Raw genomic sequence first — 24,643 nt, 5'->3', positions numbered from 1 at the left:
CGCTTGAATTCACATGCCCGAGAGTGGGATCCGTCGCCGGAACCGATGGCTCCGCATGCAAGTGACGCGATCGCGTGATGAAGGACTCGCTAGAACCTGAGGCGCCTAGTATGGGCTGGCAGTTAGCCGAACGACCAGCTCACTGACATCGACATCTTCCGGTTGTTCGATCGCGTACAGGGACTGGAAGCGGCGCTGGGCGAAACGCAGTGCCCGTTCGCTGTACTTCGAATATCGGTCGTGGATCGAAAAGCCTGACGTGACCGCGCAGCTCAACAGACTGCAATGCCCTACGCTTATTTTGCACGGCGCTGATGATCAGGGGATTGATCCGGAGCAGGCCCGCAATATGCAGAAAAACATTGCGGGGCAAAACTCTGCCTGATACCTGGTTGTGGCCACGCATGCACAGAGGAAGCGCCTGACAGCGTGAACGCGCTGCTTGTCGAGTTCCTGGATGGAATACAGCCGTGGTAAAGAAGCGTCACGTCGACCGTGAGCGTCAGTCTTCGTTTGAGGTTTGCTTTAGTCGACCGAGAAACCAACGGCCAGCAGGACCTGGCGGTGTATCTCTGCGATAGATCGCATACATTGCGATCGGTGGTGTTCGGGGTTGAAAGTTTTCGATTCGCAGCGGTACCAGTTCGCCTGAAACCAGATCGGGGTGTACCATCGCGGTGGGCATGTGTCCCCAGCCTAGGCCCGCTCGTAAAAACGCGTGCTTTGCGCCGAGATCCGATAATCGCCAGATCTGCGGAGAGAACACTCCAAACGACTTCCCGTCGGTCAGCGGCGTGCGATCAGTCAATACAAGCTGCACATGCTCTTCCAGCTCGCGCGATCGGATCACTCTTTTAAACGATGCCAGAGGATGCTTAGGAGCGGCAACGGTGACCATCGGCACATCGAGCAGCTTCTCGGCGTCAATCGTTTCGGGCACGGCCGGCATGGAACCACTGATACCAAGCCTGCACGCACGCTCCAGCACTCGCTGCACTACCGCACCCAATGCTTCGACATATAACCGCAATGGAGTATGAGGAAACGCGTCGCGGAATTCTCCAACTGCCACCGTGAGCGAGGCCATTGGATACATGACGTCCACCACCACGGAGAGCTCCGGTTCGAGTCCTTCTGCGATTGCTCGCGCCGTCGACTTGAAACCATCCATGCCGCCGACGACGAGACGCGCCTGCGAGAGTAATACGGCACCTTGCTCCGTCAAACGCGGATAGCGACCGCTCCGGTCGAACAATGACACATTGATCTGGCCTTCGAGATTGGCGAGCGTCTGGCTCACCACGGACTGTGTCCTGCGAAGCTTCCGCCCTGCCGCAGAGAAGCTTCCTTCATCAGCGGCAGCGATGAAGGTCCGCAGTTGGTCCATGGATACGCCGTCGAGCATATATCGATTTCCCGAATGGTATTTAACGAGGAATATAGCCTTCCGAGCGTGGTGTCAAGTACTTAGGCGCAGACTCGCTTGCCTCCGTTTCGGTTGAAAATGGCAACTGCCTCGCCCGCGTCGGCCAATGATCCGTATCGTGGACTGCGCGCCAGGGCCGCACTAACCGCAACTGTCGTGACACACGGATCACGATACGTGTGTCACACCGGCCGATGCACGCTCGAGAGGCCAATCAGCTCTTCAATAACGATTCGTTGGCTTGCCAGCGAGCCAGGGATAGCGTTCCGTGTCGGCTCCTGCGTAGTCGGGATCAAGATAGACGAAGCAGCGTTGAATCCTGAAGTCGCGAATTTCGAATACGTCGCACCATCGCCCGGCATGTGTAGTCCCTGCCCGCCACGCCGCGCCACTCTTCAGCTTCCCAGACGAGGTGGCTTCGACCACCACCCGGTCGCCTTGCTGAACAAAATTCGCATATGACATGTCGTGTGAAATTTCGGCGAGGATACTCGTCAGGTCTTCGAGAAATTGGGCAATCTCTCCACGACCATGGGCGACACCCCATTTCGGGAAATAGAATTCGGCCTTCTCGTCGAATAGTTCAAGAATGTCGCCCCCACGATCCACGCGCCTGAAAAACTCTATCGCAACAGCTTTGCGCTGCTCGTCCGTCATCGGTTGAATTTGCATGGCAGTCTCCGGAATGGGTTGCACGTCCAAGTTCCTTGCACGTGAATTGGACAAACTATCGGAGGAGTTGCGATCACTGTCTAATGATAAAAATTGGGCGCTTGATCCACATTCTTGATCGTCAATGTCTCAAGATGCAGCGGACCCACGTTCGCGCATGCTCTCTTCAAGCGGTTACGTGTGAGGGTTGCACTGCACAAAAAAACGCCAGGCAACCCGAAGTGAGGCGCGGTGATCTGACTTCGAGAACACGATGTCAGTATTCATCGTTGGACGCGGATCCAGCGCACAACCATACTTCCTGTCACTTGAGAACCGGGCACAACCGCGATCACTGGACTCTGACAGGCCAACATTACCGTTGCGTTCATGCCCGATCAGATCCGGCGGTACGACAGGAGCCATTGCGCCCTTGTCGCTTTACAACAGCGCCGGCCGACAACCCACCGGGATTTTGTTAATCGGGAGCCTCGAGTCGCGGCGCTCAGACAAACCCTCGGCCCGGGTTCGAAGAATTGCCGGCACAGGATCATCGACTAGCCGTTATTGAAAAAGGAGTTGCCTTCATGCGCATCGAGTTCACTTTACCCGCGCCGGCGGTGCCAATCCAGGGCGGCGACTCCGTCTTTCCGGTTCGGCGCATCTACTGCGTAGGCCGCAACTATGCCGCCCACGCTCGCGAGATGGGCTTCGACCCGAACCGTGAACCGCCGTTTTTCTTCTGCAAGCCGGCAGATGCCATAGTGAACGTGCCGACCGGAACGACCGTCGAAGTTCCGTATCCGTCAAAGACCAGTGAGTACCACCATGAAATCGAACTGGTCGTGGCGATTGGACGCGCAGGCAGTGACATCGCAGTAGAAGATGCGCTGAATTATGTCTTTGGATACGCGGTCGGTCTCGACATGACCCGGCGCGACCTGCAGTTAGCGCTGCGTGACAAGGGGCGACCCTGGGAACTTGGCAAAGCATTTGATCAATCGGCGCCCATCGCGCCGCTCTACAGAGCGAGCGAAATCGGCCACATCGACCGAGGCGCGCTCTGGGTACAGGTCAATGGCGAGGATCGGCAAAGGACAGACCTCAGCAAGCTCATCTGGTCCGTACCGGAAATCATCGCCAACCTGTCCACGTATTTCGAACTGCAGCCTGGCGATCTCATCTATACCGGCACTCCCGAAGGTGTAGGACCCGTCCACCGCGGGGACATCATGGTGGGTGGTATTACCGGCCTGGGAGAGTTGAGCGTGAAGGTGCGCTAATCATGTCTGCAACGGCGCAAGGTCGCCGGCTTTCGCGGGGCGCCTGTCTGAAGCAGCAGCGCAGACCTGCACGTTATCTGAATTCCATCCGCACAACCAGTAGGAGCTAGTCATGAAATATGCCAACCTGGCGGCGCCAGGCCGAGAAATGCCCACGACAGATGCGCTGACGTTGATGCACGTCCCCGCAAAGTTCGACGTAACCCAATGGCCCCGGGAAGTCGAAGCATTTCTCCACAAGACGACCAACCCTCATCACAGGGCCATGTTGAAGAACTACTTCCGCCATTTGCTGCTGGAAGTGGCGGGATACTGGGATCAGATCATCGTTCCCGAACTCACGGTCGATGAGCCCATGTACCGCGTCGGTGACCGGCGGCAGATGCACGTCCTGACGGGCAAGGTAGCCGTTGAGGGTTTCTATCGTGAAGCCGCTGAAACACGCCAGAACGTGATGGGCGCCCGAACCATGAACATGGGAGTCGACGACTACGGCGTCACGACGGAAGCCGTATGGACTCACGTCGTGCCCGGCGTATGCCTGAAAGACCACGGTATCGACGCTGACCCCGCGGCGCACTACCTGATGACGCATCACCTCTTCCAGATCTTTACGTACACGAACGAGCCCAAGCCGAAGCTCATCGCGGAGCGGATCTACGACGACCCGGAGAGCTACACCTATGAAAAACTGGCACCCGCCGACGTCGTGACGCCCGAGATCGCCCGGGAACTCCTCGCCCCATTTCTGGCTCGAGCCACGCTGGACTGACGCTCATTCGGGTCCAGGTTACAAGAGCGACGACGATCTTTAGAACCGCGTGGCCGCACTGCTTCAGTTAACTCGAGCAGGCGATCCACGCAAACGACGCGTTCCATTTCACTGCATCACGTAGTGGACCGCGCCCGTGTTCGGCCTCGCGCTGCGCCTTCGCTCTTCGCGGCCTTGTCGCTGGCGATGTCCTCGAGCACCAGTTCAGTCGTGGCGGCGAAGTGCTGGCGCGGTAGTTCGCACGCGCGGTCAGCGTCACGCGCGAGGATGTGCTCGACGGTATCGATCAAGCGCCGGACGCGATCGCCGGTCTTTATCGTGGAGACAACCTGGGTAAGCGCCTGATCCGACTCAGAACCGCTTGAGCGCTGTAGCTCTTGCAGGTCACCGCTGACAAGTTATCTCCGTCGAACTCGGCGATGCGCGTCCAAAACCAGTCCAGTGGAATAAGTTCGCGTATCTATTAACCCGAACGATGGATTCTATCGAAACATGAGGGCTTCCGCGATCTTCTGCCAGCCTCTAACCTGTAGTTGAACGCGCTCGCAGTAGCGAGCAACGCTTCTATCAGCGATAGGGATGATGTTTTCCGGCATTCACGGCTAAGCGTTTTGAGGACCACCAGCTCGATGTCCTTTGCGATGATGCATGGCATGTAGCCAGCCGAACCTGCAAGCACGAGTCGAATTGAGGCAGCACGGTTCGACGGCTCGCCGGGAACCGTCAATCCGCAGTCTTTGACTCCTCCATCGAGCGGATTGCATGCTCGGATTTCGGGGTTTTTCTCCAATGGCGAGATCCCCATAGTTTCATCAATAGCCCGAAATTATCCTCTCAAACGTTATAGCGGAGACACGGTCGTGCGGAACATCAACGAGGACACGATTACACAGGCAGTCATCGCCGCCATGTCCGATTGCGAGAACGATCGGCTCAGGACGGTGATGACCAGCCTGGTCCAGCATCTCCACGCATTCGCCCGCGAGGTCGCTCTCACGGAGGCCGAATGGTATGCAGGCATCAAGTTTCTGAAAGACACCGGCCACATCACCGACGACAAACGGCACGAATTCATCCTGCTATCCGACGTTCTTGGTTTATCCATGTTGGTGACGGCGCAAAACAATGCGAAACCCGAAGGCTGTACGGAATCCACTGTATTCGGCCCGTTCTTCGTCGACGGTGCTCCGGCGCTCAGGAACGGCTCTGATATTTCCAACGGCGCCAAGGGCACCCCATGCTACGTACGGGGACAGGTGCGAGGTTTGGACGGTGAGGCCGTGCCGGAGGCCGTGATCAATGTCTGGCAATCCGACGAGGAAGGCTTCTACGACGTACAGAGGCCGTCGGAATCGGGACAACACGAACATCGTGCACGCGCCCGATTGCTTAGCGACGCGCATGGCAATTTCAGCTTTCGTTCCATTCTCGCCATGCACTATCCGATTCCGCACGATGGTCCGGTCGGCGCCCTGCTTTGGGCTCTAGGCCGCCACCCATGGCGGCCCGCGCATCTGCATTTCATGATCGAGGCACCGGGATACGAGAGGCTGATCACGCACGTCTTCCGCAAGGATAGTCGATACCTCGACTCGGATGCCGTGTTCGGCGTGCGCTCAAGCCTTATCGCCGATTGGGTGTTCCATGAATCGTCGCCGGGTGCCGACGGAGAAGACGAGGAGTTTTACACGCTCGACTATGACTTCGTCCTGAATCCCAGCGGAGCTGCAAATTGATCGGACACGTTGCAACTCGCCCTGAGCACCTTCGTGTTCAGTTCGAACTCGATGGCATAAGGACGAGTCACCATCGGGTCGACTACCTGTTTGAGTGAGACATGCGAATACCTGATTTCATCTACCGGGCTAACCCCGGTCGTGTCCTGTTCGGCGCTGGCAGCGTGCAGCGCCTCGAAAACGAGGTGCAGGCACTTGGAGCGACTCGCGCGCTGGTCCTATGTTCGCCCGCACAACGCGAGCTAGGTGAGGCAATCGCATTTAAGGCAGGCAATCGCGCGATCGGCGTCTTCAGCGGAGCCGCCATGCACGTGCCGATCCAAGTCGTCACAGAAGCGCAGGCCGTCGCGAGGTCCCTGCACGCAGACTGCGCGATTGTGATTGGCGGCGGTTCTGCGATCGGACTCGGCAAGGCGATCGCGCTTAAATCGGATCTACCCATTATTGCCATTCCGACCACGTATGCGGGAAGCGAGATGACGCCAATCTATGGCATCACCGAAGCCGGAATCAAGAACACTGGAACCAGCCACAGAGTACTACCTCGCGCCGTCATCTACGATCCGGAACTAACGTTATCGTTACCCGTGGCGATGTCTGTTACCAGCGGCATCAATGCCCTCGCCCATGCGGCGGAAGGATTGTACGCGCCCGACGCGAATCCTGTAACGAGCCTTCTGGCCGAAGAGGCCATCGCGGCGCTTGCCAAAGGCATTCCTGCCGTGTGTGCCGACGGAAGCGATGTTCAAGCGCGTCAGCTCATGCTGTACGGCGCGTGGCTGGCGGGAACCGTGCTTGGCTCGGTAGGCATGGCGCTACATCATAAGCTGTGCCACACGCTCGGCGGCAGCTTTGGCCTTCCACATGCTGAGACTCACACCATCGTTCTTCCGCATGCATTGGCATACAACGCGCGCGCCGCACCTGAGGCAATGAATCGCATTGCTAACGCGCTCGGCACGGTAGACGCATCACGTGGTGCTTTTGATCTAGCTCAGACCGGCGGCACTCAACTCGCACTGCGTGACATCGGCATGTCGGAGTCAGATCTCGATCGGGCGGCAAAACTCGCGAGTTCCAGTCCGTACCCGAATCCGCGGCCCGTCGAACAGCGAGCGATTCGTGCGCTGCTTCAGGACGCATTCGAGGGGCGTGCGCCAAAACCGTAACGCACGTCACGGCCCGAAGCCAGAAGGCCAGGGACAGCGGTCACAGGCGTGCTCGACGACCGCTCGATGTCGACGGTTCTCCCACGCCACACAATGGAGAGGAAAGATGGACGCGAAGACAAATGCTCGCAATCTGCGTCAGTGCTTTGGCCGGTTCGCTACAGGTGTAACGGTAGTGACCTACCTGAGCGCCGATGGCGTTCGCGGAGCAACGTTGAACTCGTTCACGTCGGTGTCGCTTGACCCACCCCTGGTCCTGGTCTCGTTGTCGCGCACAACCAGGATCAGCACCGCGATCGATCGACTACCTTTCGCCATCAACGTGCTGCGCGCCGATCAGATGGACGTAGCGATGCATTTTGCCGGCCGCCCTCAGACCGGCAGCGCTATCGCGTGGGATGCCACGAGCGGCGATGATCCGCCGAGCCTGTCTGAGGCGATCGCCGTCTTCAGGTGTAAGCCCTGGCAACGCTATGACGGTGGCGATCACGTGTTGCAGATTGGCGAGGTGACAAGCAGTCTGACGCGCGAGGGTGCCCCGCTGCTATTCAGTGACGGTCGATTTACCAGCACTGGCCTGCCAATGCTCGATGGGCCGATGGTCCTGAGCCTCGATAACCCGCCTCTTCCCAGCTGGATAGGCGCCGCTCACCGACTGCATCAGCATACCGAGGCGGCTTGAATCCGTCGCTTCTACGACACCACGTGGTTTACGATACCTATGGAGGAGACATGAAAATCACTCTTTTCTCGCAAGCCCCCTATCGGGGCCTGCCTGATGATTTCGAGCGACAGCACGAATCCGTTTGCAGTACACCCTACTCGCTCACTACGCGCGACGGCGTTTATTCGTCGATGCGCGACTTCCTTGACGTACTGATGTTCGCCGGGCGCTCGGGTTTTGACGGACTCGCAGTGACCGAGCACAGCCAGTCGGCCTACGACATGGTCCCCAACCCCGATCTCATCGCCAGTGCGTTGGCGTATATGACCGAGGCGGAAGGGCTCGACGTGGCGATCGTCCCGATGGGTCGTTCGCTGGGCAAAGCACGAGAGCCGCTTCGCGTCGCCGAAGAATACGCCATGATTGACGTGATAAGCGGAGGACGCCTCGTTGCCGGTTTTCCGATCGGTCTCTCATACGATGCCGCGATCAACAATGGCGTTCCCCCAATTGAAATCCGACCGCGTTTCGACGAAGGTCTCGAACTGATCCTGCGTGCCTGGAAACAAACCGAACCGTTTGCCTTCAACGGACGGTTCGGTCAGTACCCACAGGTCAACATTTGGCCACGGCCTCTGCAACGCGACGTTCCCGTGTATATCACCGGCACCGGAAATCCGCGCACGATGCAGATGTGCCTGGAGCGGAACATGGCTTTCAACTACCTAAGCTGGTTTGGCGCGAAGCTCACCGGCAAGCGCATTTTTGATCGGTTTTGGGAAACAGCCGACCAGATTGGTGTGCCGCGCAATCCCTATCGCATGGGATTTGTGCAGACTATCGCGGTTGCCGAGACCGATGCGCAGGCCGAAGAGGACTACGCGAAGCATCTCGAATACAGCTTCCGTAAAGGTCTCGGCAGTATCCCGGTCGAAAAGCTTGGGCTGCCAGGCGGCATTGACATTCGTGGCGTCGAAGCGCTGGTCAAAGACCCTGGCGACTTTGGCATGGTGGACCGACTTCGAACGGCAACGTATCGCGAACTCGTCGATGCGGGCTGTGTGATCGCCGGTAGTCCCGCGACCGTACGCGAACAGCTCGCAGAATATCTCAAGCTCTACGGTATTGGAAATCTCCACGCCATGCTGACGTTTGGTTCGCTGCCCAGACATCTTGCGATGAAGAACGTGCAACTCTTCGCAGACGAAGTCGCGCCGTACCTTCGCAACATCTGGGCCGGCAGCGAGCATGTCCACCACTGGTGGCCAGAACGGCTTGGTGGAACTCCGAAGCCCGTCACCGCAGGCGCCTCTGCGACTGTGCACGCCTCGAACGGAGAGACTAAAAAGCCCAACGTCGAGCGCCCGGTTGCAGCTGCCAATCGCTAAAGGAGATCACCCATGCCTGCAGAGATTCATACACAGGGCCCTGCCATCAGCGAAAAAACGTTGCTGGTCTGGAATGGACGCCTCAAGATGCGCGTCAAGGTTGCCGGCAATGGCGCGCCACTACTCTACCTTCACCCGTCGGCTGGGCTCGCGTGGGATCCGTTCCTGTCCTACCTTGCGCAGCGCTATACCGTCTACGCTCCGGAGTTTCCCGGGACCAGCGCTGGCGATCCTTACGCGATCCACGCCATTCACAATCTTTCGGACGTCGTATTGGTCTACGAAGAGCTGGTTCGTTCGCTCGGACTTCACGATCCGGTTATCGTCGGCCAATCGTTTGGCGGGATGCTTGCGGCCGAACTTGCAGCCACGTTTCCTGATCTTTTTTCACGGGTGATCCTTCTGGATCCGATTGGCCTCTGGCGGGAAGACCTGCCGATCATCGACTGGATTTCGGCCCCAGCCGAACGGTTGCCCAGACTCCTGTTCAAGGACCCCGCCAGTCGCGCCGCCCAGTCTTTGCTTGCGCTCCCCGAGGACGCCAACATCGCCGCCTCTGCCATCGCGGCCAGGGTGTGGGCCTTCGGTTGTACCGGCAAGTTTGCGTGGCCGATTCCCGAACGTGGTCTGCGAACTCGACTACACCGGTTGAAGGCGCCGGTACTGCTCGTATGGGGCCGCGACGATGCAATCGTACCGGTTCGCTATACCGAAGAATGGCAGAAGGAAGTCGCCGATATTACGGTGGTGGTAATTGACGATTGCGGCCATATCCCGCAGGTTGAAAAGCTGAATGAGACCATCACGGCAGTGGATGAATTCCTGACGTTTGTCGAAGAGAGTTGATCTACATTGGAATGGCTGCGGCCGATCGGGGTCGGCCGCAGCCATTCCGCTGAGAGGCGGCCGCATTTCGTCTGAGTTTGCCAACGATCGCCGCGGGTGACACGCCACGCCGAATTGGTTCTGACGCGTCACTTCGTGACGCAAGATGCCGAAATCAAGTGCGCCGCGATTGTTGTTCGATGTGCAGGAACGCCCTGATGAAAAGGTATACGGAGATAAGAAGTGGGAACCCGCGACTACATAAGTGAGGCATTTATCGCCGAGGCAACCGGAAATCCCCCGCGTACTTTGCCCAATGAAAGCGCTATGGGCAATGTGTGTTTTTCCGAGCCTTACCCGCGCCACACCTCGACGGCCGTACGAGCCGAACGTCACTCATCCCCCAATCATGACAAGTCATTCGTTCGGGATGCTACTGGAATCGTTGAATTGAGTAACGTGTCGGGGAAATTCCCCTGATGCGCCTCTCCCGCAGGCTTGAAGTGAAAATCATGAAGTCTCTTATCGCATTGATTGCCGGTTTCCTGCTCGCAGTTCAAGCGAGCGCCGCGCCAGCGGCGAACGAACCGAAGCAAATCGCAACGCAATGGTATGAGGCTTTTGCAAGCCATGATGCCGAATTGCTTGAGAAGATTCTGGCGCCGAACTGGATTGACATCCCTTCGCCACCGGCCGTTCCGCATGGTCCCGAGGCCGCAAAAGCGGCAATGGCCATGCTGATAAGCGCATTTCCCGATTTCGACATCAAGATCGAGGATATCGTCCAGGAGGGAAACAAAGTCGTCGTTCGGTCGAACATAACCGGAACACAGCGCCAGGCTTTTGCCGGCCTGCCCGCCACTGGACGATCGATGAAGATACAGGCCGTCGACATCCACGAAATCAACAATGGCAAGATCGTTCGCACCTGGCACACCGAGGACTGGATGACCGGTCTGCGGGAATTGAACCACCTATCTCGATAGACAATCGGGATCACACCGGCAAACGCAATGTCTGCTGCAATCCGTACGCACCGCGCCGGGGATCCATCAGCTCTCGTCTCCAGCCCCACAACTGACTCGCAACGCTCGAAAATGCTTGATCTGAGCGGGCTGGACCTTCAAAGCATCACTACAGGCATCGATAGTGACCTGCGGGTAAATTGCGGGCAAATTCATGGTAGTCCGCCTGGGTTTTGAGGAAACGTTAGTCTGTCGAACTATTGCGATCCCGATGCTTCAATTTGACAACGCCCCCTCACCCATCCTTGCCTATTCCCTTCCGATACAGGCTGGGTGAATTTCAGTCCACTTCCTGAAAGACCGGTGAAAGCTCGCCGCATCAGAGAATCCAATGTGCTCGGCGACCTGATCAACTGGAAGCCTCGTATTTTCCAGAATTCGAAGGCGAGCGACCAGCGAACATCGTTCGCGGACCTGGCCTAGCTCGACTAATCGAAGTGCCGGCAAACTCAAGGGCCGGAGGCTGGTGCCTGGCCTGGCCGCAAAGCGACCACGCTCCCTGCGCGCGCCACGATATGCTAACTTAGGGTGGCCGCGCGTCAATCGCGTCGAACCATTGCTTACTCCAACGCTATAGTTTTTCCACCGTATGCCGTCCCCCACCAACGTGCCACGCCTTCCCCCTTTAAACGCACTGCGGGCATTCGAAGCCGCCGCGCGTCATCTCAACTTCCGTGTCGCCGCAGAGGAAATAGGCGTAACTCAAGGTGCCGTTGCTCAACAGGTGCGTAATCTCGAAGATGTTCTTGGACTTCAGCTGTTCGATCGGCTACCGCGCGGGCTCGCGCTAACTACCGATGGTTCGATTTACTTCTCATCAGTGCAGCGCGCGCTGACGATCATCGCGAACGCAACGGAAGCGCTCGCACACCGGGCATCGAGTTTGACGGTCAGCACGACGCCTTCATTTGCGTCGAAATGGCTCATCCCACGGCTGGCAACATTTACGGACGCTTATCCATCGATCGAAGTACGCGTGATCGCGGATCAGCAACTCTCGACTTTCAAGGGTGATGGTGTCGATATTGCGATCCGCCACGGCAAGCCGCCGTTCGGTAAAGGACTAGCTGCCGATCCGCTCTTTCCGGTCGACATCTATGCTGTCTGCAGCCCTTCATTGGCAGACTCAAGACGACCACTGAGGAAGCCGTCCGATCTGAAGCGCCACGTTTTGCTGCATGATTCACATGACCTATGGCCCGAATTTCTCGAAGCCCTGAACGAGGGGGGACATGTCGATCCGGGAAAAGGTCCTCGATTCAGCCAGTCTTCCCTTGCAATCGATGCTGCGATATCGGGCCAAGGCATCGCTCTGACTAGCGAGCAGCTCGTGGAACGGGATCTCGCTGCAGGCCGCCTGTGCCGCCTTTTCGATTTCGCACTGCATCTCTCGCTGGGCTATTACGTCGTCTATCCCGAGGACCGGCGCGACTCGGAGATTATTCGGGCAATGCGAGACTGGCTGATCACGCAGGCTCAATATGAACTAAAAAACAGCCACAAAGAAGCGATCCCGGCCAGGCAGTAGAAAAACTACTGCTAAGCTAGATAAATGATGATTCGACGGTGGCTGTCTATAAAATTAAAATATCGCTGCACGAAACCAGCCGCCTGAGATCGCCGCCATGCCTTGTCGAATCCGTCAAATCAGCATCGCAAGGACTTGCGCGCGACTCATGTGAATCGTTCCCACGGCATCGTAATTCGCACCGGAAATCCAATCAATGAATGCACCCTATTCGAATCGCCAATGGTTCTACGTAAAACGTCCCGCGGGTCGCGTTGGATCGGAACACTATGAGCTTCGTGAAAGCGAAATCTCGGGACCGTTGGCGGAGAACGAAGTCATCGTTCGCGCACGGTACATCAGCGTGGATCCGTATATTCGCATTCAGCAGCACGAGCGCAACACGTATGACGTGCCTCATCCCCTCGGCATCGTGCAACGCTCCGGTGTAGTGGGAGAAGTGGTCGAGTCGGCCAGCCCATTGTTCGCCAAAGGCGATTGGGTGTCGACTTATTCCGGTTGGCAGTTATATGCGCGGTGCCATCACAGCGAACTTACCAAACTCGACCCGGCCAGCGCACCGGTTTCCACGGCACTTGGTGTACTCGGCATGCCGGGACGTATCGCCTGGTTTGGCCTCACGGAAGCCGGCCGGCCGCGCCCCGGCGATACGCTGGTCGTTTCCGGTGCGGCCGGGGCCGTCGGCTCGCTGGTTGCACAGTTCGGGAAAAGGGCCGGGTGCAAGGTCGTCGGCATTGCCGGCGGTCCAGACAAATGCCGATTCCTGCTCGACGAACTGAAGCTGGATCGCGCGGTCGATTATCGGGAACACAAGACGCACGAAGACTTGTCAAGCGCGCTGCTCGAGGCTACAGGAGGGGTGGACGTTTATTTCGACAATGTCGGAGGCCCGATCACGGATGCGGTCATCCCTCTTATCAAGCGCCGCGCCCGGATCGTGATCTGCGGAGCAATCAGCCAATACGACGGTGGTTTGGACACGCCGGACGTGGGCCCACGATTTCTGCAGCACATGCTCTTTCAGCGCGCCACCATTCAGGGCGTGTTGGCAAGAGACTACATCAGTCGCATGGACGAAATGGTGGCGCAAGTGGCGCCTTGGGTTAAGAGCGGTGACATCGTCTTCAAGGAGACTTTCGTCGATGGATTCGACCAACTGCCTGCTGCGCTGAATAGCCTGTTCGAAGGCGGCAACATCGGCAAGTTGCTCGTGAGGGTTTAATCGCTAGAACAGGCGTCACCATTACGGAGCGCCGACACAATACCGCCGCCATGCATCACATGTCGCAAATCACATGTCGCAATGGGCAGCCCTTGTGCCAACTCATGCCCCCCGCCCGGCCCGCAGTCAGATCGAGGCACGCACCTGAATACGATTGACGACGCCCCCGATAGCATCCATGCACCAGGCGTCCTGTTCCGCCTGCCGGCTTTCGGCTTCGGTCGCCACCCAACCGGCTAGCGTGATCCGGTGGTTTTCCACGTTGATGGTGATCTGCCCGGCGCGCACGCGCGGGTCGGTTTCGAGCACCAGGTGCAGGACTTCGGACATTTCATCGTCGCCGTCCGCTTCGGCGGGCACCAACTCCAGCAGGTTCACCACGTCGCGGCAGCCGCCGACCCACCAGGCAGTCACACTCGCCAGGCGCCTGTGAGACTGGCTGATCACTTGCCCCGTCAAGGTCACCACACCGTCCTTGACCGTAATCTCGATGACGCCGCTGCCGTCGTTGCCTGCTTCGTCCATGGTGCCGCGCAGCACTTCGAGCTGGCCCTTCACGCGTGCACAGATCACACAGTTGCGGAAATCCATCGCTTGAGCCAGCCGTTCACCGATACGTGTGCGCAACTCGCCATCCGCGACCGGCGGGTTGGCGGTAACGCGCAACTGATCGACAAGGCGTTCGCCGTCGCTATGTACCCGGGTCAACTGCATAAGGTGCTTCTTGGATGCGACATCCGGCACCTCGCCTGCCACGATCAAGGCACCGTCGTCGAAACTCATATGAATCGGATGACTGTGAAGCTTCAGGTGTGATTCGCGTTCGAAGGCTGCCAGCACCTGCTTCAGGACCGTATCGCTGCGTTGCATGATCCGCCTCGCGCAAAGGTTGGGGACGCAGCGCGCTTTATGCGGCGCTGCGCAAACCAGGCCAGTCACATTGGCATACCCTGCATACGACGGGCGAAGCGGGTCCGCTCGGCGCGGTCCATCAGATCCAGAAATTGATCCGTGTCCATATGAATCAGTTCTTCATGATCGCCGGCCTCGAAATAAACGTCCGGCTGCAGCGCGAGGCTCTCGTCAAGATAGGTTTGCATGCCATAGGCTGTACAGACCGGCGGGAGCGCTCCCGCGTCGCAATCCTTGAACAACTCCCGCAAATCGGTCTCCTTGGCTAGCAGGAGATGGCGTCCGGTCTTTGCCCAAAGCTCGGACAGCCGCACGGCATAGGTCGATGGCAGCACCGTTGCCACGTAGCCGTGTTCGTCTTCAAAAAGCACGGTCTTGGCGAGGCGATCGCCGGGAATATGCGCGGCCGCCGCGGTTTCGACGCTGGAATGACTGTACGGATGATGCACGATTTCGTACCGCGAGCCCTTGCTGCGCAGGCAGTCCTGGAGCGTGGCTGAGATTGACATGACGCACCTCCGCTGGAAGCAGACAGGAAATTACTTCGCAAGATCCTTTAAGAATAGTTCGCTTTCGCCAGCGCGTGAAAAACATGCGGACGGCAGCGCCGTGACTGCGCGGGCGCCAAGTCACGAAGGTTGACCCGCTCCGGAACCTCCGGGTGCTGTCGCGGGTGCAGTCAGATCATCAGCCGCCGCATGGCTGGCCGGCATGCCGCCTGATTCGTTGATTTCAACCCGCAGACTTCCTTGATTATTCCAATACGCCCAACTGGCGTCGTTGGCGAAGCAATACAGGTAACCCGAGTAGGGAGCCTTGATCTCCACTTCTCTACCGATTCTGAAGTAGAAGGGTCGAGGTGGCACGCCTGTGTTGCCAGATTGCCCTGGATGTGAAATTGCACCGCAGAGTTCGAACCAGTTCGCCTCCTTGACGCGCCTGGACCAGGCAAACAGGTGTTGCATCCAGTTACCCGGCGTTCCTTCTGCGCCGGATGGAGTGCCCCCATTCAACCACGCTTGCCCTTCAGGCACCTGGAACCGGTAGCTCGTCCCCTCCTTCATGAAAATACCTGTCCAATTCCACAACGGGCTGGCGAAAACCCGCACCTGAACCGCCGTCGCAGGGTCTATGTTCGGTCGATAGGGAGCCTGAAAGATTGGCGGACTGGCCTGCCGTTCCAATGTCAGATCCGATATCGATTCAGAACATCTTCGTGAACCCTTCGCCAGATACGGAAAGGATCGAGGGCGAAAGCCGATTCTCCTGTAAAAACCGGTGAGCGAGTTGTGGAGGACGCCATGTATTGCCGATGGCGACAACTGGTCCGCATGTGCTATCTGCTTCAACATGTCCGACTCGAACACCGCACCGCACTGCGCGGCCTCGGAAATCATCCATTTGAGCGTGGCATCGGAAAGTCCGGTCTCTTTGTAGCCGCCCCCGACGTCTGCATGCACGCCAGGGAACCACACTTGCATCACACGTGACAGGTCGCAACCATCCGAGTCCATCCACAAGGTTGGAGAGAAGTTGTTCCGCTGCTCATCGATTGCAAGGGCATGCACCGCGCGCTCAACTTCCGGCGGGAGCCTCGTGTCATGAAATTCGTAGCGTTTTCTGCCGACGCCGAATAAGTCCACAATTCCCGGGATGCCGAGAGCGCCCACCGTCTCCCACACCCCCAGAAAGCGAATGGGCGGAGGCTGGCCATGTTCGATACGGAACCGTTCCTGCCGGCTGACGCTTTCAGGTATTTTTGGGTCGAGCCGGTAGAGGTTCCATGCCTGCCTTACCAGCGCCCAGGTTGCCTCGTGAGGAAGTCCGCAATGGTGAAGCATGCCGACCAGGCTTCGAGCCGTGAACGCGCCACGAGAGAAGCCGATGACAAAGATTTCCGAACCTTCTTCGTAGTGGTCGGACAGCCACTTGTACGCGGTTCGAATGTCGCGGGAGAGGCCGAGTCCTAGCGCACCATCCACGAGGCGACGCACGCGGCCTTCGTTGGCGCCGATGCCGACGTGGTAGTACCGGAGCTGCTCGACGCCATCGTCGCCGTGGTCGCTCAATGCGTTGAAAAAGCGAACGACATTGGTTGGAACGGGCACGCCCTGAAACTGGTCGCTCTCCGAGTTCCATGTGCCGTCACAGCAAACGAAAAGTCTCTTCATGTTTGCGGCCCTGCTCGTCCGGCGCGATTCCGATACGAAAGCATGACACGGTTTGTCTGGAAACGAACGGCGCGCCCCGTTTGCTTTTACGGCGATTCATGCGTGGTCCGGCCTTTCCGCCGGGCCCCGGTTGCCGACACCGATATGATATTGAACCACGTACCGGCTTGCTACGCGCCGGCCAGCCTGCGCGCGAGCGTATCCGCCACCGTTGCGAGGTTCGGCTCAACAACGAGATCGGTATGCGCGCCATCGATGTTCTTCACCAGCAAACCACTCCGCGCGACCCGCTGCCAGGCCGGCAGCGGATCGCCCTGCCCACCCTCCCTGACGGACGCGCGCACATAAACGATCGGGCTGCCGAGATAGCGGCGCGGACGATACGTCGCCATCGCGACGCGCATCGACTCGCGTACCTGCCGCAGTACCGGCGGCAGCCCCTGCGTATCGGCTGCTGGCCTCGCGGCCATCCTGCCGAGCCGCATGCGAATCCGGTCGGCGGCTCCGAACACCCTGTCCTTCAGATAGGCAAGGCGGCCGTGCGCGGAAAGCGCACGGAACGCTCGCACGCGCTTCGCCATGACCTCGCACTGGAAGCCGAACCACGCATGCCACGGCAAATAGCGTTCATCCACGTAGGTATCGAGCAGACACAGCAACTCGATCTTCTCACCCTCCGCGACAAGCTGCTGCGCTATCTCGAACGCGACTAGCCCGCCAAACGAATAGCCGACCAGCGCATACGGACCGCTCGGCTGCACAGCCCGCATCTGCTCGACATAGACGCTCGCCATCTCCTCGACGCGTCGCTGCGGCTCCTGGTCACCATCGAGACCGCGCGCCTGCAGGCCGTACACAGGCCGCTCGCTTTCCAGCGTGCCGGCCAGCGTGAGGCACTCCATCACCGAGCCCGTGATGCTATGAAGCATGAAAACAGGCCGCCCGCGGCCCGCACGCATCGGCACGACGTTGGGATGCGCGCGCTGCACGCTCTCTCCCGCGATGACGGCCGCGAGCCGCGCAATGGTCGGCGCGATGATGAGCGTCGCCAGCGGCAGGGTTCGACCGGTCGCCAGCCTTATTTCGGCGAGCATCTGCGCACCGAGCAGCGAATGGCCGCCGAGTTCAAAGAAGTTGTCGTCGAGACCGACCGGTGAGAAGCTGAAAAGCTGCTCCCAGAGCGCGCATAGATAGACTTCCACCTGCTCGGCCGATTCGCCGGGTTCCGGCAGCTCGCGACGTGTGCGGGCCAGCGCGGGATGCGCGCTGATCTTCTCGACGCATCCGGGGTTCGCCAGCGACGACAGGTTGCGCACCGGCAGGCCGTTCACGGCATCGCGCGCGGCCGCCTCCGATGCCTTGCCGTTATGCGTGACGGGCAGCGCGTCGACTTCGGCGATCACGTCCGGCACGAGCGCTGCCGAACCCTGCAGCATCAGTTCACGCCGCACGCGCGAAGCGAGTGCGGCGGTCATCTTCGCGCCCCGGCGCAACACGAGCAGCAGCACGACGCGCTGGCCTGATCCGCTCGCGTCATAGGCAGTCTGCGCGACGACCATCGATTGATGGATCTCGCCAATGCCGCTGACAATGCGATAGATCTCGCCGGGGCTGACGTTGATGCCGCGCACGTTCAGCACGCCGTCGCTGCGCCCATGCAGGCGCGCCGAGCCCTGGGCCGAAAACTCGATGATGTCGCCGTGCGTCCACACGCCCGGATTCGCCTTGAAATAGGCGGCGTGAAAGCGGGCGCCGTCCGCGTCGCCGAAGAAGCCAAGCGGGCGCGACGGAAACGGATTGACGCAAACCAGTTCGCCGGTCATGGAAGTGAGTGCGCCCTCGTTCCACGCCTGCACGTCGAAGCCGAGACTCTTGCACTGTGCTTCGCCTGCATAAACCGGCAGATTCGGGTTGCCGAGCACGAAGCAGCCGATGATATCGGTGCCGCCGGAAATCGACTGAAGCTGCAGCGGCTTGACGTAGGAGCGCACCCATTCGAACTGCGAGTCGTAGAGCACGGCGCCCGTCGACATCATCGCGCGCAGCGCATCCAGCCCGAACTGCTCGCCGGGTTTCAGGCCCGCGTCCTCGCACATCTTCAGATAGGCGGGACTCGTGCCGAACACGGTCACGCGCTCATCGGCGACCAGCCGCCAAAGTGTGTCGACTTCCGTCACCGGTCCGTCGTACGTGACGATCTCGGCGCCTGAAGCCAACACCGACAACTGCCAGTTCCACATCATCCACGAGCAACTCGTGTGAAAGTACAGCTTGTCACCCGGACCCAGGTCGCTGTGCAACTGATGCTCTTTCAGATGTTCGAGCAATGTGCCGCCGGCGCCATGCACGATGCACTTGGGCTTTCCCGTCGTGCCGGACGAGAACATGATGAAAAGCGGATGATTGAACGGAAAACGCCGCCATTCGAACCGAGCGGCGTCACCTTGCACGATGAGATCGCGCAGCGAATGCCGACGCTGGCTGACCGTGCTCGGCAGCGGCGTTTCATCCAGGCAGATGACGTCGGTGAGCGTCGGCAACGCCGCGGCCACCGCGGCGACGTGCGCAGCGATCGAGCCGGCCGTATCGAACGAGCGCTGGGTCGTGTGCGCAAACAGCATGCGCGGCTCGAGCGGCTCGAAGCGATCGAGGATCGCCTGCACGCCGGTTTCAGGCGCCGCAGTGGATAGCGTCGCGCCGACCGCCGTCACCGCGAGCGCCGTGATGATTGCCTCTGCGTCATTGCGCATCATCGCGACCACGCGGTCGCCCGGACGCAGACCGAGCTCGCTGAGCGAATAGGCAAGGCGCGCGACCCGCTCGCGCAGATCGCCGCGCGTCATCGTTTCGCGGCGGCCGTCGGCATAGCGGGCGGTGAGTGCCGGCGACTCGTCTGGCGCGATCTTTCGCCCAAGAACACTTTGAACGTAATTCAGCTCGACGTTCGGAAAGAAACGCGCGGTCTCGCATTCGTCGCCGACGCAGGCCGGCTCCATGCTGCCACTCCACTCCATTCCGCCGGTCCACTGCAGAAAGCACTGCCAGAACCGGCGGAATTCGCGCGTCGAGTAGGCATGCAGTTCCGGATAGTCCGCGAAACGCTCGCCGGCGGAGTTCTCCAGCGCCGCGCTGAAGCGTGACATGCGTGATTGAGCGACGCGCTCTGGCAAGTTCTGAAATATGGGTTCGCGCGCATACATGCGTATGCTCGCCCCGACGCCCCTCTCGTGATTCATCCGCGCACCCGTATTGGAACAAAGCTTTATTAGTATTTATCTGCCTGCCGGCAGGCGCCGGCGTTCAGTCGCATTCCGACAATGCCTCGCTTGACCATGACCACCGTTCTCTCGCAAACAGGTTACTGCGCGAGGCAACGATGCTATGTGCGACCTCACACAAAATTACATGCGTCGCAATGCAACGACTCGCGGCACGGTCCTTCATGCCAATTCGTTGCGAGCAGGTGAGATTAGATTCGCTCGCCGCTTCGCACTGTGTTATCTAGCGTACCGAACGCCTATGCAAAGAACGCTCCAATCGAGCGGAAACGACCAAACGAGAAAGAGGATCAGGCTTATGCGCTGCACGATACGAACATTGCGCGGTGCGGTTGCAAAAGAGATTGCAACATCCGTTCTTCGCCAGACGGCCGGCTTCGTGTCCCCTACGCGGCCTTTTACGAGGGGAAGAATGTGAAACGATGGATTCCGACGCTTCTGAAAGCGGTTTTAGTTATCTCCATCGTGCTGCCTGATACCACCAGCTATCGTGCGCAAGGCATCGGGGCGTCCGCCCCCTGGATAGGCACCTGGTCCGTTTCGCCATCCATCACGGACGATGACGGCTTCAATAATCAGACCTTGCGGCAGATCGTGCGCACCAGCATCGGCGGAACATCGGCGCGAATCCATCTGTCGAATCTTTTCGGCTCCGAGCCGCTAGTAATCGGTGACGCTCAAATCGCGCGGCGCGCGCAAGGTCAAAACGCGGTGGTCGGCAGCGAGCGCGCCGTCACATTCGACGGTCAGCGGAACGTGACGATTCCCGTGGGCGCTTCGGTCGTCAGCGACCCGATCGCGTTCGAGGTCCCACCGCTTGCCGATGTCGCCATCAGCCTCTATCTGCCCGTGCGGACCCCTCCGCGTTCGACAGGCCACGTCGACGGCCTGCAAGACCTCTATATCGCCGCTGGAGACGTTGTCGCCGACCCGGCCTTTCCCGGCGGCGCCACGATCTCCCCAGGCGGCCAGTCCTACTATTTCTTGACGAATCTCGACGTGCGGAACGAGGCGGCGACGGGCGCGATCGTCACGTTTGGCGCCTCCATAACCGACGGCCTCATGTCGAGCGTCAATGGAAACCGGCGCTGGCCCAATCGCCTCGCAATACGGCTGCAACAGGCCGGCATGACGGTCGGCGTGCTCAACCAGGGCATCAGCGGAAATGACTTCTTCACCAATAACGCCGGACAGGCTGGTCTCCGACGCTTCGATCGCGACGTGCTCCAGCAACCGGGCGCGAAATGGGTAGTCATCTCGGACGATGCGATCAACGATCTGAACACCGATAAACCATCCGCGGCCCCTCGGTTGATCAGCGCATTGCGACAGCTCATTGAGCGCGCGCATCGCGTCGACATCAAGGCGATCTGCTCCACGCTGACGCCGTTTGGCGCGACGGGCAGCATCGAAGCTGCGCGTCAGGACGTGAACGCATTCATCCTGAGTTCGACTAGCGGCTGCGATGCGGTACTCGATCAGGCGAAGGCAGTCAGCGACCCCGCCAATCCCGCTGTTTTACTGCCGGCCTATAACAGCGGCGATAACCTCCATCCGAACGAAGCGGGCTTGCAAGCAATCGCCAACGCATTGGATCTGGATGCGCTCACGGCTGGGTCGCCGATTCGGGCGCCGTAAGCACGCAGTCAGAGGTTGGCTTCGTGCGGGAACCACTTCACCGCAACATGCGAGCCGAGGGCGATGTGACGGTTGTGCAGGCGAACTCATTTACGCAACCATCTTCGACGTCCGTTCAGTTTTCGCGCTCTAGCACCGTTCTTCGAAATCTTCTTTTTATCGGACGTAGAAAACAGGACGTCCATCACCGCCAGCAACGAGAGCACGACAACCGCGACGAAAACAACCGTCCCGATGATGCCCAAAAGAGTCATATGACCTCCGTGAGTCAAGGGCAAGCGCGGATCGATGCAGGCTTTACCAATCCCAGGGTTTGCAATCTAATCACACGTGATTCTGCATGCGGACGTTTTTGGCACATCCGGGTGCACACCCGATTAGCTAGCTCAACCCTGCCTCTCCTATAACGCTCCATTAAGTTGTTAGCAAGACACGCGATACCCGCGCTGTACCCCTGAGCGGCTGGCAGGCAAAAGCGCCTGGAGCAGCTCAGAGGCGACGACGAGTTCTGCACTGTACCTCACATGCCCGCGTCCGTTAAGCCGCAGCAAGAATCCCATTGCTGGGAATATGCCCACGGCGGCGCTCATCGCGCCTGGATCATTGCCCGTTAGCTGTGTTGCTTATTGTCCGCGTATTCCCGCGCAGTTTGATTTGAGTGTGCGCAGCGCCGCAGAAAAGGCGCGCCTTTAGCTCCAACATCGGCATCAAATACATTAAAAGAAGGGAGACCAAAATGGCGGTCGGTAAATATACGGCACCAGGTTGAATCGCCTGGATTGAACGCTCCACAGTCGTTCGCGCCCATCAATCGATTCCAATAAGCAGGCTCGCCATGACCACATTAACCACAATTATTCTAATAGTTTCAGTATGGCTTTTCGTCGTACTCTTCCTTTGCGCGTTGGTTCACAACGGCGCAATACGGGAGCGAGAGGAATACGAAAGGCCGCTCGCAAGCAGGAAGAGGAAGGCTCAAGCACGACGTCCGGTTACCCGCGACGATGCCGATAGCGGTCACGCAGACGCACCCGAGATTCATGGGCCGTCCGGACGAAAGAGAACGCCGTGATATAGAACGATGTGAATTCTGACAGCCCCGGCGTCACGCGGGGCTGTTTGCTTCAATAGCCCCGCATGTAGGATTCGGCGAGTGCCGTCTACGACTCTGCTTGATGACTCGCCACCGCAAAGGCGGTGTACAGTCTGCCGAGATGCAGTATCGCCAGGGCGATTTAACGCGATGCGCCGGATACGGCAGTGAGTCACAATTTACCGCGCGTTTTCATCCCGTCGATGAGGGTCAATCTCCCCGCCCGATTGAACGTGTGCACGCGATCTATGCTTGCGTCCCAGTTTGCTTCTATCCGGCTGGCCGGCGTCTCTTTGTAGGCCGTCTCGTCGATTACGTCGATACGCTGAAACGACAATGCGCGCCCGTATTTACCGCTGCAATCCTGCGCGGGTCGGTACCACTGCCCCTGGTGCTCGAAGATGTTCCCTGCGGGGCGGGCAGTTCTGATATCCGACACGATCGGGTTGCACGGATGAGGATGCCAGTCCTGCGTCAACAGCGAATCGGACCAGAACAGAAACAACTCATCGGACAGCGGTGCGTGCTCGTTTTCCCGCATGCAGGCAAACAGCCAATATTTGCCGTCGTGACGCCAGATCGTCGTGTCGACGGCCATGACGCCATCCATCAGGTTCATGACATGTTCCCATTGATCCGGGAACCGCGTGCACCGATAAAGCTCGATGGCCTTGCTCTCGTTCGTCTCCGGAATCATGTAGAGCTCCCCGTCCTCCTCCAGCATGAAGGGATAAGACAGGTGATAAGGCCGCTCCAGTATCTTCACAGGAGGCAAGATCGGTTGATCGTTTGCATCGAAACGGATAACCGAGAGATGACCCCTGTTCTTCGAGTATTCGAGTTCTTCGATGAAGACCGCATACTCCCCATGCCTTTCGACGACAAACGGGTCTGCCCAGAAGCGGTCCCTGGGAGGTACCAACTGCTTGAACTCGAACAGACGGTCAGGGAGATGACCGTTCTCGCCGAAGTGATAAAGCAGCATCCACTGTTCGAACTTGCGCAGCCCGCTTGCCTTCTTTGCGACGGTTCGCGCCAACAACTGGCCGATGAACTTGCCATAGGCTCCGCTGGTCGGCTCGGCGATTTCTTCCCCGGAATAGAACGCCGGCGGAGTATCAGCCTTCGTATACTTCAGCCTGAAGTTTTCCTCGCCGATCTGCCTGAGCTCGCGCAACCTTCTCGGCGCGAATGAAAGCGTCTTCCAGTAGCAGTGACTGCGATTCCTGTGAATCGACACAGGGTATGTCATCGACCATGATCTTTGCAGCGTGTGCGGCTGGCCGCCCGCACGGGTCTGAAACTGCAAGGCGGACGCCGTCGTTGCCCGGTCGAGAAGAATGTCCCACACGCCGACGGGTCCATCACGTTCGATAACTTCATCACCATGCCGATAAGACCAGATGCCGCAAGAAGCCGTATCGAAGATCTCGCCGCACGGCCGCAGCGAGCCCAGCCGCAGGAATACGGTGATGCCATAGGCGGCGATGTTTGCCAGGTCGCGAGCATCCAGATGATCACCGCATTCCCTGCTCTCCACCTCGACATTCAAGGTCGGGATACCCGGCAGCGTCGCGGCCAGGGGCTCGGTCCTGAACGCGTCATGTCTAACCTTGACGAGCCGCTTGTCGAGCGCCATCCACAGCGACAACAGCCACGGACTGGCCTGCGCAGCGATCTTCCTTTCCGGCCGCCGTTTGTACGCGTATTTGACGACAAGGGCGAGTTCCATGCCCTCCTCGGTGGCAATCAGCCCGAGCATGTGATTCACCCACGCCGGCAACGCAATGTCGTCGACGAGAACCCCAACCTTTATCTTGTTCATCGCTGATTGTCTTCGTGGATCAATATGCAATGTGCCC

At 59.0% G+C, this 24,643-nt stretch carries 21 protein-coding genes; 11 read left to right on the top strand and 10 right to left on the bottom strand.

Going from position 1 to position 24,643, the window contains the following annotated elements; all coding sequences use genetic code 11:
• Positions 1–502: 502 nt before the first annotated feature.
• Both PQR42_RS00490 and PQR42_RS00485 read right to left on the bottom strand, forming a co-directional pair.
• The gene (locus tag PQR42_RS00490) at positions 503–1,405 is read right to left on the bottom strand and encodes a LysR family transcriptional regulator (protein ID WP_408385030.1); all 903 of its coding nucleotides are present in this window, start codon (positions 1,403–1,405) and stop codon (positions 503–505) included.
• 243 nt (positions 1,406–1,648) lie between these two features.
• Positions 1,649–2,098: a nuclear transport factor 2 family protein gene (locus PQR42_RS00485; protein WP_408385032.1), complete on the bottom strand. Its 450-nt coding sequence runs from the start codon at positions 2,096–2,098 to the stop codon at positions 1,649–1,651.
• 566 nt (positions 2,099–2,664) lie between these two features.
• Between PQR42_RS00485 and PQR42_RS00480 the strand changes: the two genes are divergently transcribed.
• Complete coding sequence (locus tag PQR42_RS00480) at positions 2,665–3,360, top strand: fumarylacetoacetate hydrolase family protein (RefSeq protein ID WP_408385035.1); 696 nt, start codon at positions 2,665–2,667, stop codon at positions 3,358–3,360.
• A gap of 112 nt (positions 3,361–3,472) precedes the next feature.
• Positions 3,473–4,132: a hypothetical protein gene (locus PQR42_RS00475; protein ID WP_408385037.1), complete on the top strand. Its 660-nt coding sequence runs from the start codon at positions 3,473–3,475 to the stop codon at positions 4,130–4,132.
• Between the two features lie 116 nt (positions 4,133–4,248).
• Here PQR42_RS00475 and PQR42_RS00470 read toward each other — a convergent pair whose 3' ends face one another.
• Positions 4,249–4,422, bottom strand: coding sequence for a hypothetical protein (locus PQR42_RS00470; protein WP_408385038.1), 174 nt, complete (start codon positions 4,420–4,422; stop codon positions 4,249–4,251).
• A 570-nt stretch (positions 4,423–4,992) separates the two neighbouring features.
• On the opposite strand from PQR42_RS00470, the gene PQR42_RS00465 reads away from it, so the two are divergent.
• The 6 genes from PQR42_RS00465 to PQR42_RS00440 all read left to right on the top strand — a co-directional run bounded on the left by PQR42_RS00465 (position 4,993) and on the right by PQR42_RS00440 (position 10,900).
• Positions 4,993–5,868 (top strand): intradiol ring-cleavage dioxygenase, encoded by an 876-nt coding sequence (locus PQR42_RS00465; protein WP_408385040.1) that lies wholly within the window; start codon positions 4,993–4,995, stop codon positions 5,866–5,868.
• A gap of 101 nt (positions 5,869–5,969) precedes the next feature.
• Entirely contained in the window at positions 5,970–7,037 is a 1,068-nt protein-coding gene (locus tag PQR42_RS00460; protein WP_408385042.1) for a maleylacetate reductase, read from the top strand.
• 106 nt (positions 7,038–7,143) lie between these two features.
• Positions 7,144–7,719, top strand: coding sequence for a flavin reductase family protein (locus PQR42_RS00455; protein ID WP_408385044.1), 576 nt, complete (start codon positions 7,144–7,146; stop codon positions 7,717–7,719).
• A 50-nt stretch (positions 7,720–7,769) separates the two neighbouring features.
• Positions 7,770–9,089: an LLM class flavin-dependent oxidoreductase gene (locus PQR42_RS00450; RefSeq protein ID WP_408385046.1), complete on the top strand. Its 1,320-nt coding sequence runs from the start codon at positions 7,770–7,772 to the stop codon at positions 9,087–9,089.
• 12 nt (positions 9,090–9,101) lie between these two features.
• Positions 9,102–9,935 carry an alpha/beta fold hydrolase gene (locus PQR42_RS00445; RefSeq protein ID WP_408385049.1) on the top strand — a complete coding sequence of 278 codons (834 nt, stop codon included), beginning with the start codon at positions 9,102–9,104 and terminating at the stop codon, positions 9,933–9,935.
• Positions 9,936–10,393: 458 nt separating this feature from the next.
• Positions 10,394–10,900, top strand: a complete 507-nt coding sequence (locus tag PQR42_RS00440; protein ID WP_408493532.1) for an ester cyclase — start codon at positions 10,394–10,396, stop codon at positions 10,898–10,900.
• Positions 10,901–11,188: 288 nt separating this feature from the next.
• Here PQR42_RS00440 and PQR42_RS00435 read toward each other — a convergent pair whose 3' ends face one another.
• Entirely contained in the window at positions 11,189–11,542 is a 354-nt protein-coding gene (locus PQR42_RS00435) for a helix-turn-helix domain-containing protein (RefSeq protein WP_408385180.1), read from the bottom strand.
• Between PQR42_RS00435 and gcvA the strand changes: the two genes are divergently transcribed.
• On the top strand, positions 11,529–12,467 hold the full coding sequence (gene gcvA, locus PQR42_RS00430) for a transcriptional regulator GcvA (protein ID WP_408385053.1): 939 nt from the start codon (positions 11,529–11,531) through the stop codon (positions 12,465–12,467). The genes PQR42_RS00435 and gcvA overlap by 14 nt on opposite strands.
• A gap of 196 nt (positions 12,468–12,663) precedes the next feature.
• The gene (locus PQR42_RS00425) at positions 12,664–13,689 is read left to right on the top strand and encodes an NADP-dependent oxidoreductase (RefSeq protein ID WP_408385054.1); all 1,026 of its coding nucleotides are present in this window, start codon (positions 12,664–12,666) and stop codon (positions 13,687–13,689) included.
• Between the two features lie 126 nt (positions 13,690–13,815).
• On the opposite strand, the gene PQR42_RS00420 is transcribed toward PQR42_RS00425, so the two are convergent.
• The 4 genes from PQR42_RS00420 to PQR42_RS00405 all read right to left on the bottom strand — a co-directional run bounded on the left by PQR42_RS00420 (position 13,816) and on the right by PQR42_RS00405 (position 20,008).
• Positions 13,816–14,472: a BON domain-containing protein gene (locus PQR42_RS00420; protein WP_408385056.1), complete on the bottom strand. Its 657-nt coding sequence runs from the start codon at positions 14,470–14,472 to the stop codon at positions 13,816–13,818.
• Positions 14,473–14,624: 152 nt separating this feature from the next.
• Positions 14,625–15,110 carry an aminoacyl-tRNA deacylase gene (locus PQR42_RS00415; protein WP_408209798.1) on the bottom strand — a complete coding sequence of 162 codons (486 nt, stop codon included), beginning with the start codon at positions 15,108–15,110 and terminating at the stop codon, positions 14,625–14,627.
• A gap of 120 nt (positions 15,111–15,230) precedes the next feature.
• Positions 15,231–16,772, bottom strand: a complete 1,542-nt coding sequence (locus PQR42_RS00410; protein WP_408385058.1) for a T6SS phospholipase effector Tle1-like catalytic domain-containing protein — start codon at positions 16,770–16,772, stop codon at positions 15,231–15,233.
• A gap of 170 nt (positions 16,773–16,942) precedes the next feature.
• A complete protein-coding gene (locus PQR42_RS00405) occupies positions 16,943–20,008 on the bottom strand; it encodes an acetoacetate--CoA ligase (protein ID WP_408385060.1) in 3,066 nt (1,021 codons plus the stop codon).
• 456 nt (positions 20,009–20,464) lie between these two features.
• On the opposite strand from PQR42_RS00405, the gene PQR42_RS00400 reads away from it, so the two are divergent.
• Positions 20,465–21,688: a GDSL-type esterase/lipase family protein gene (locus tag PQR42_RS00400; RefSeq protein ID WP_408385063.1), complete on the top strand. Its 1,224-nt coding sequence runs from the start codon at positions 20,465–20,467 to the stop codon at positions 21,686–21,688.
• A gap of 86 nt (positions 21,689–21,774) precedes the next feature.
• On the opposite strand, the gene PQR42_RS00395 is transcribed toward PQR42_RS00400, so the two are convergent.
• Both PQR42_RS00395 and PQR42_RS00390 read right to left on the bottom strand, forming a co-directional pair.
• On the bottom strand, positions 21,775–21,942 hold the full coding sequence (locus PQR42_RS00395) for a hypothetical protein (protein WP_408385065.1): 168 nt from the start codon (positions 21,940–21,942) through the stop codon (positions 21,775–21,777).
• A gap of 1,011 nt (positions 21,943–22,953) precedes the next feature.
• Positions 22,954–24,606 (bottom strand): glucosamine inositolphosphorylceramide transferase family protein, encoded by a 1,653-nt coding sequence (locus tag PQR42_RS00390; protein WP_408385068.1) that lies wholly within the window; start codon positions 24,604–24,606, stop codon positions 22,954–22,956.
• Between the last annotated feature and the right edge of the window lie 37 nt (positions 24,607–24,643).

This window comes from Paraburkholderia sediminicola, from assembly GCF_046027355.1.
Classification (GTDB): Bacteria; Pseudomonadota; Gammaproteobacteria; order Burkholderiales; family Burkholderiaceae; genus Paraburkholderia; species Paraburkholderia sediminicola_B.
Note: the sequence above shows the minus strand (reverse complement) of the source record. Positions and strands in the feature narration are given on the sequence as shown.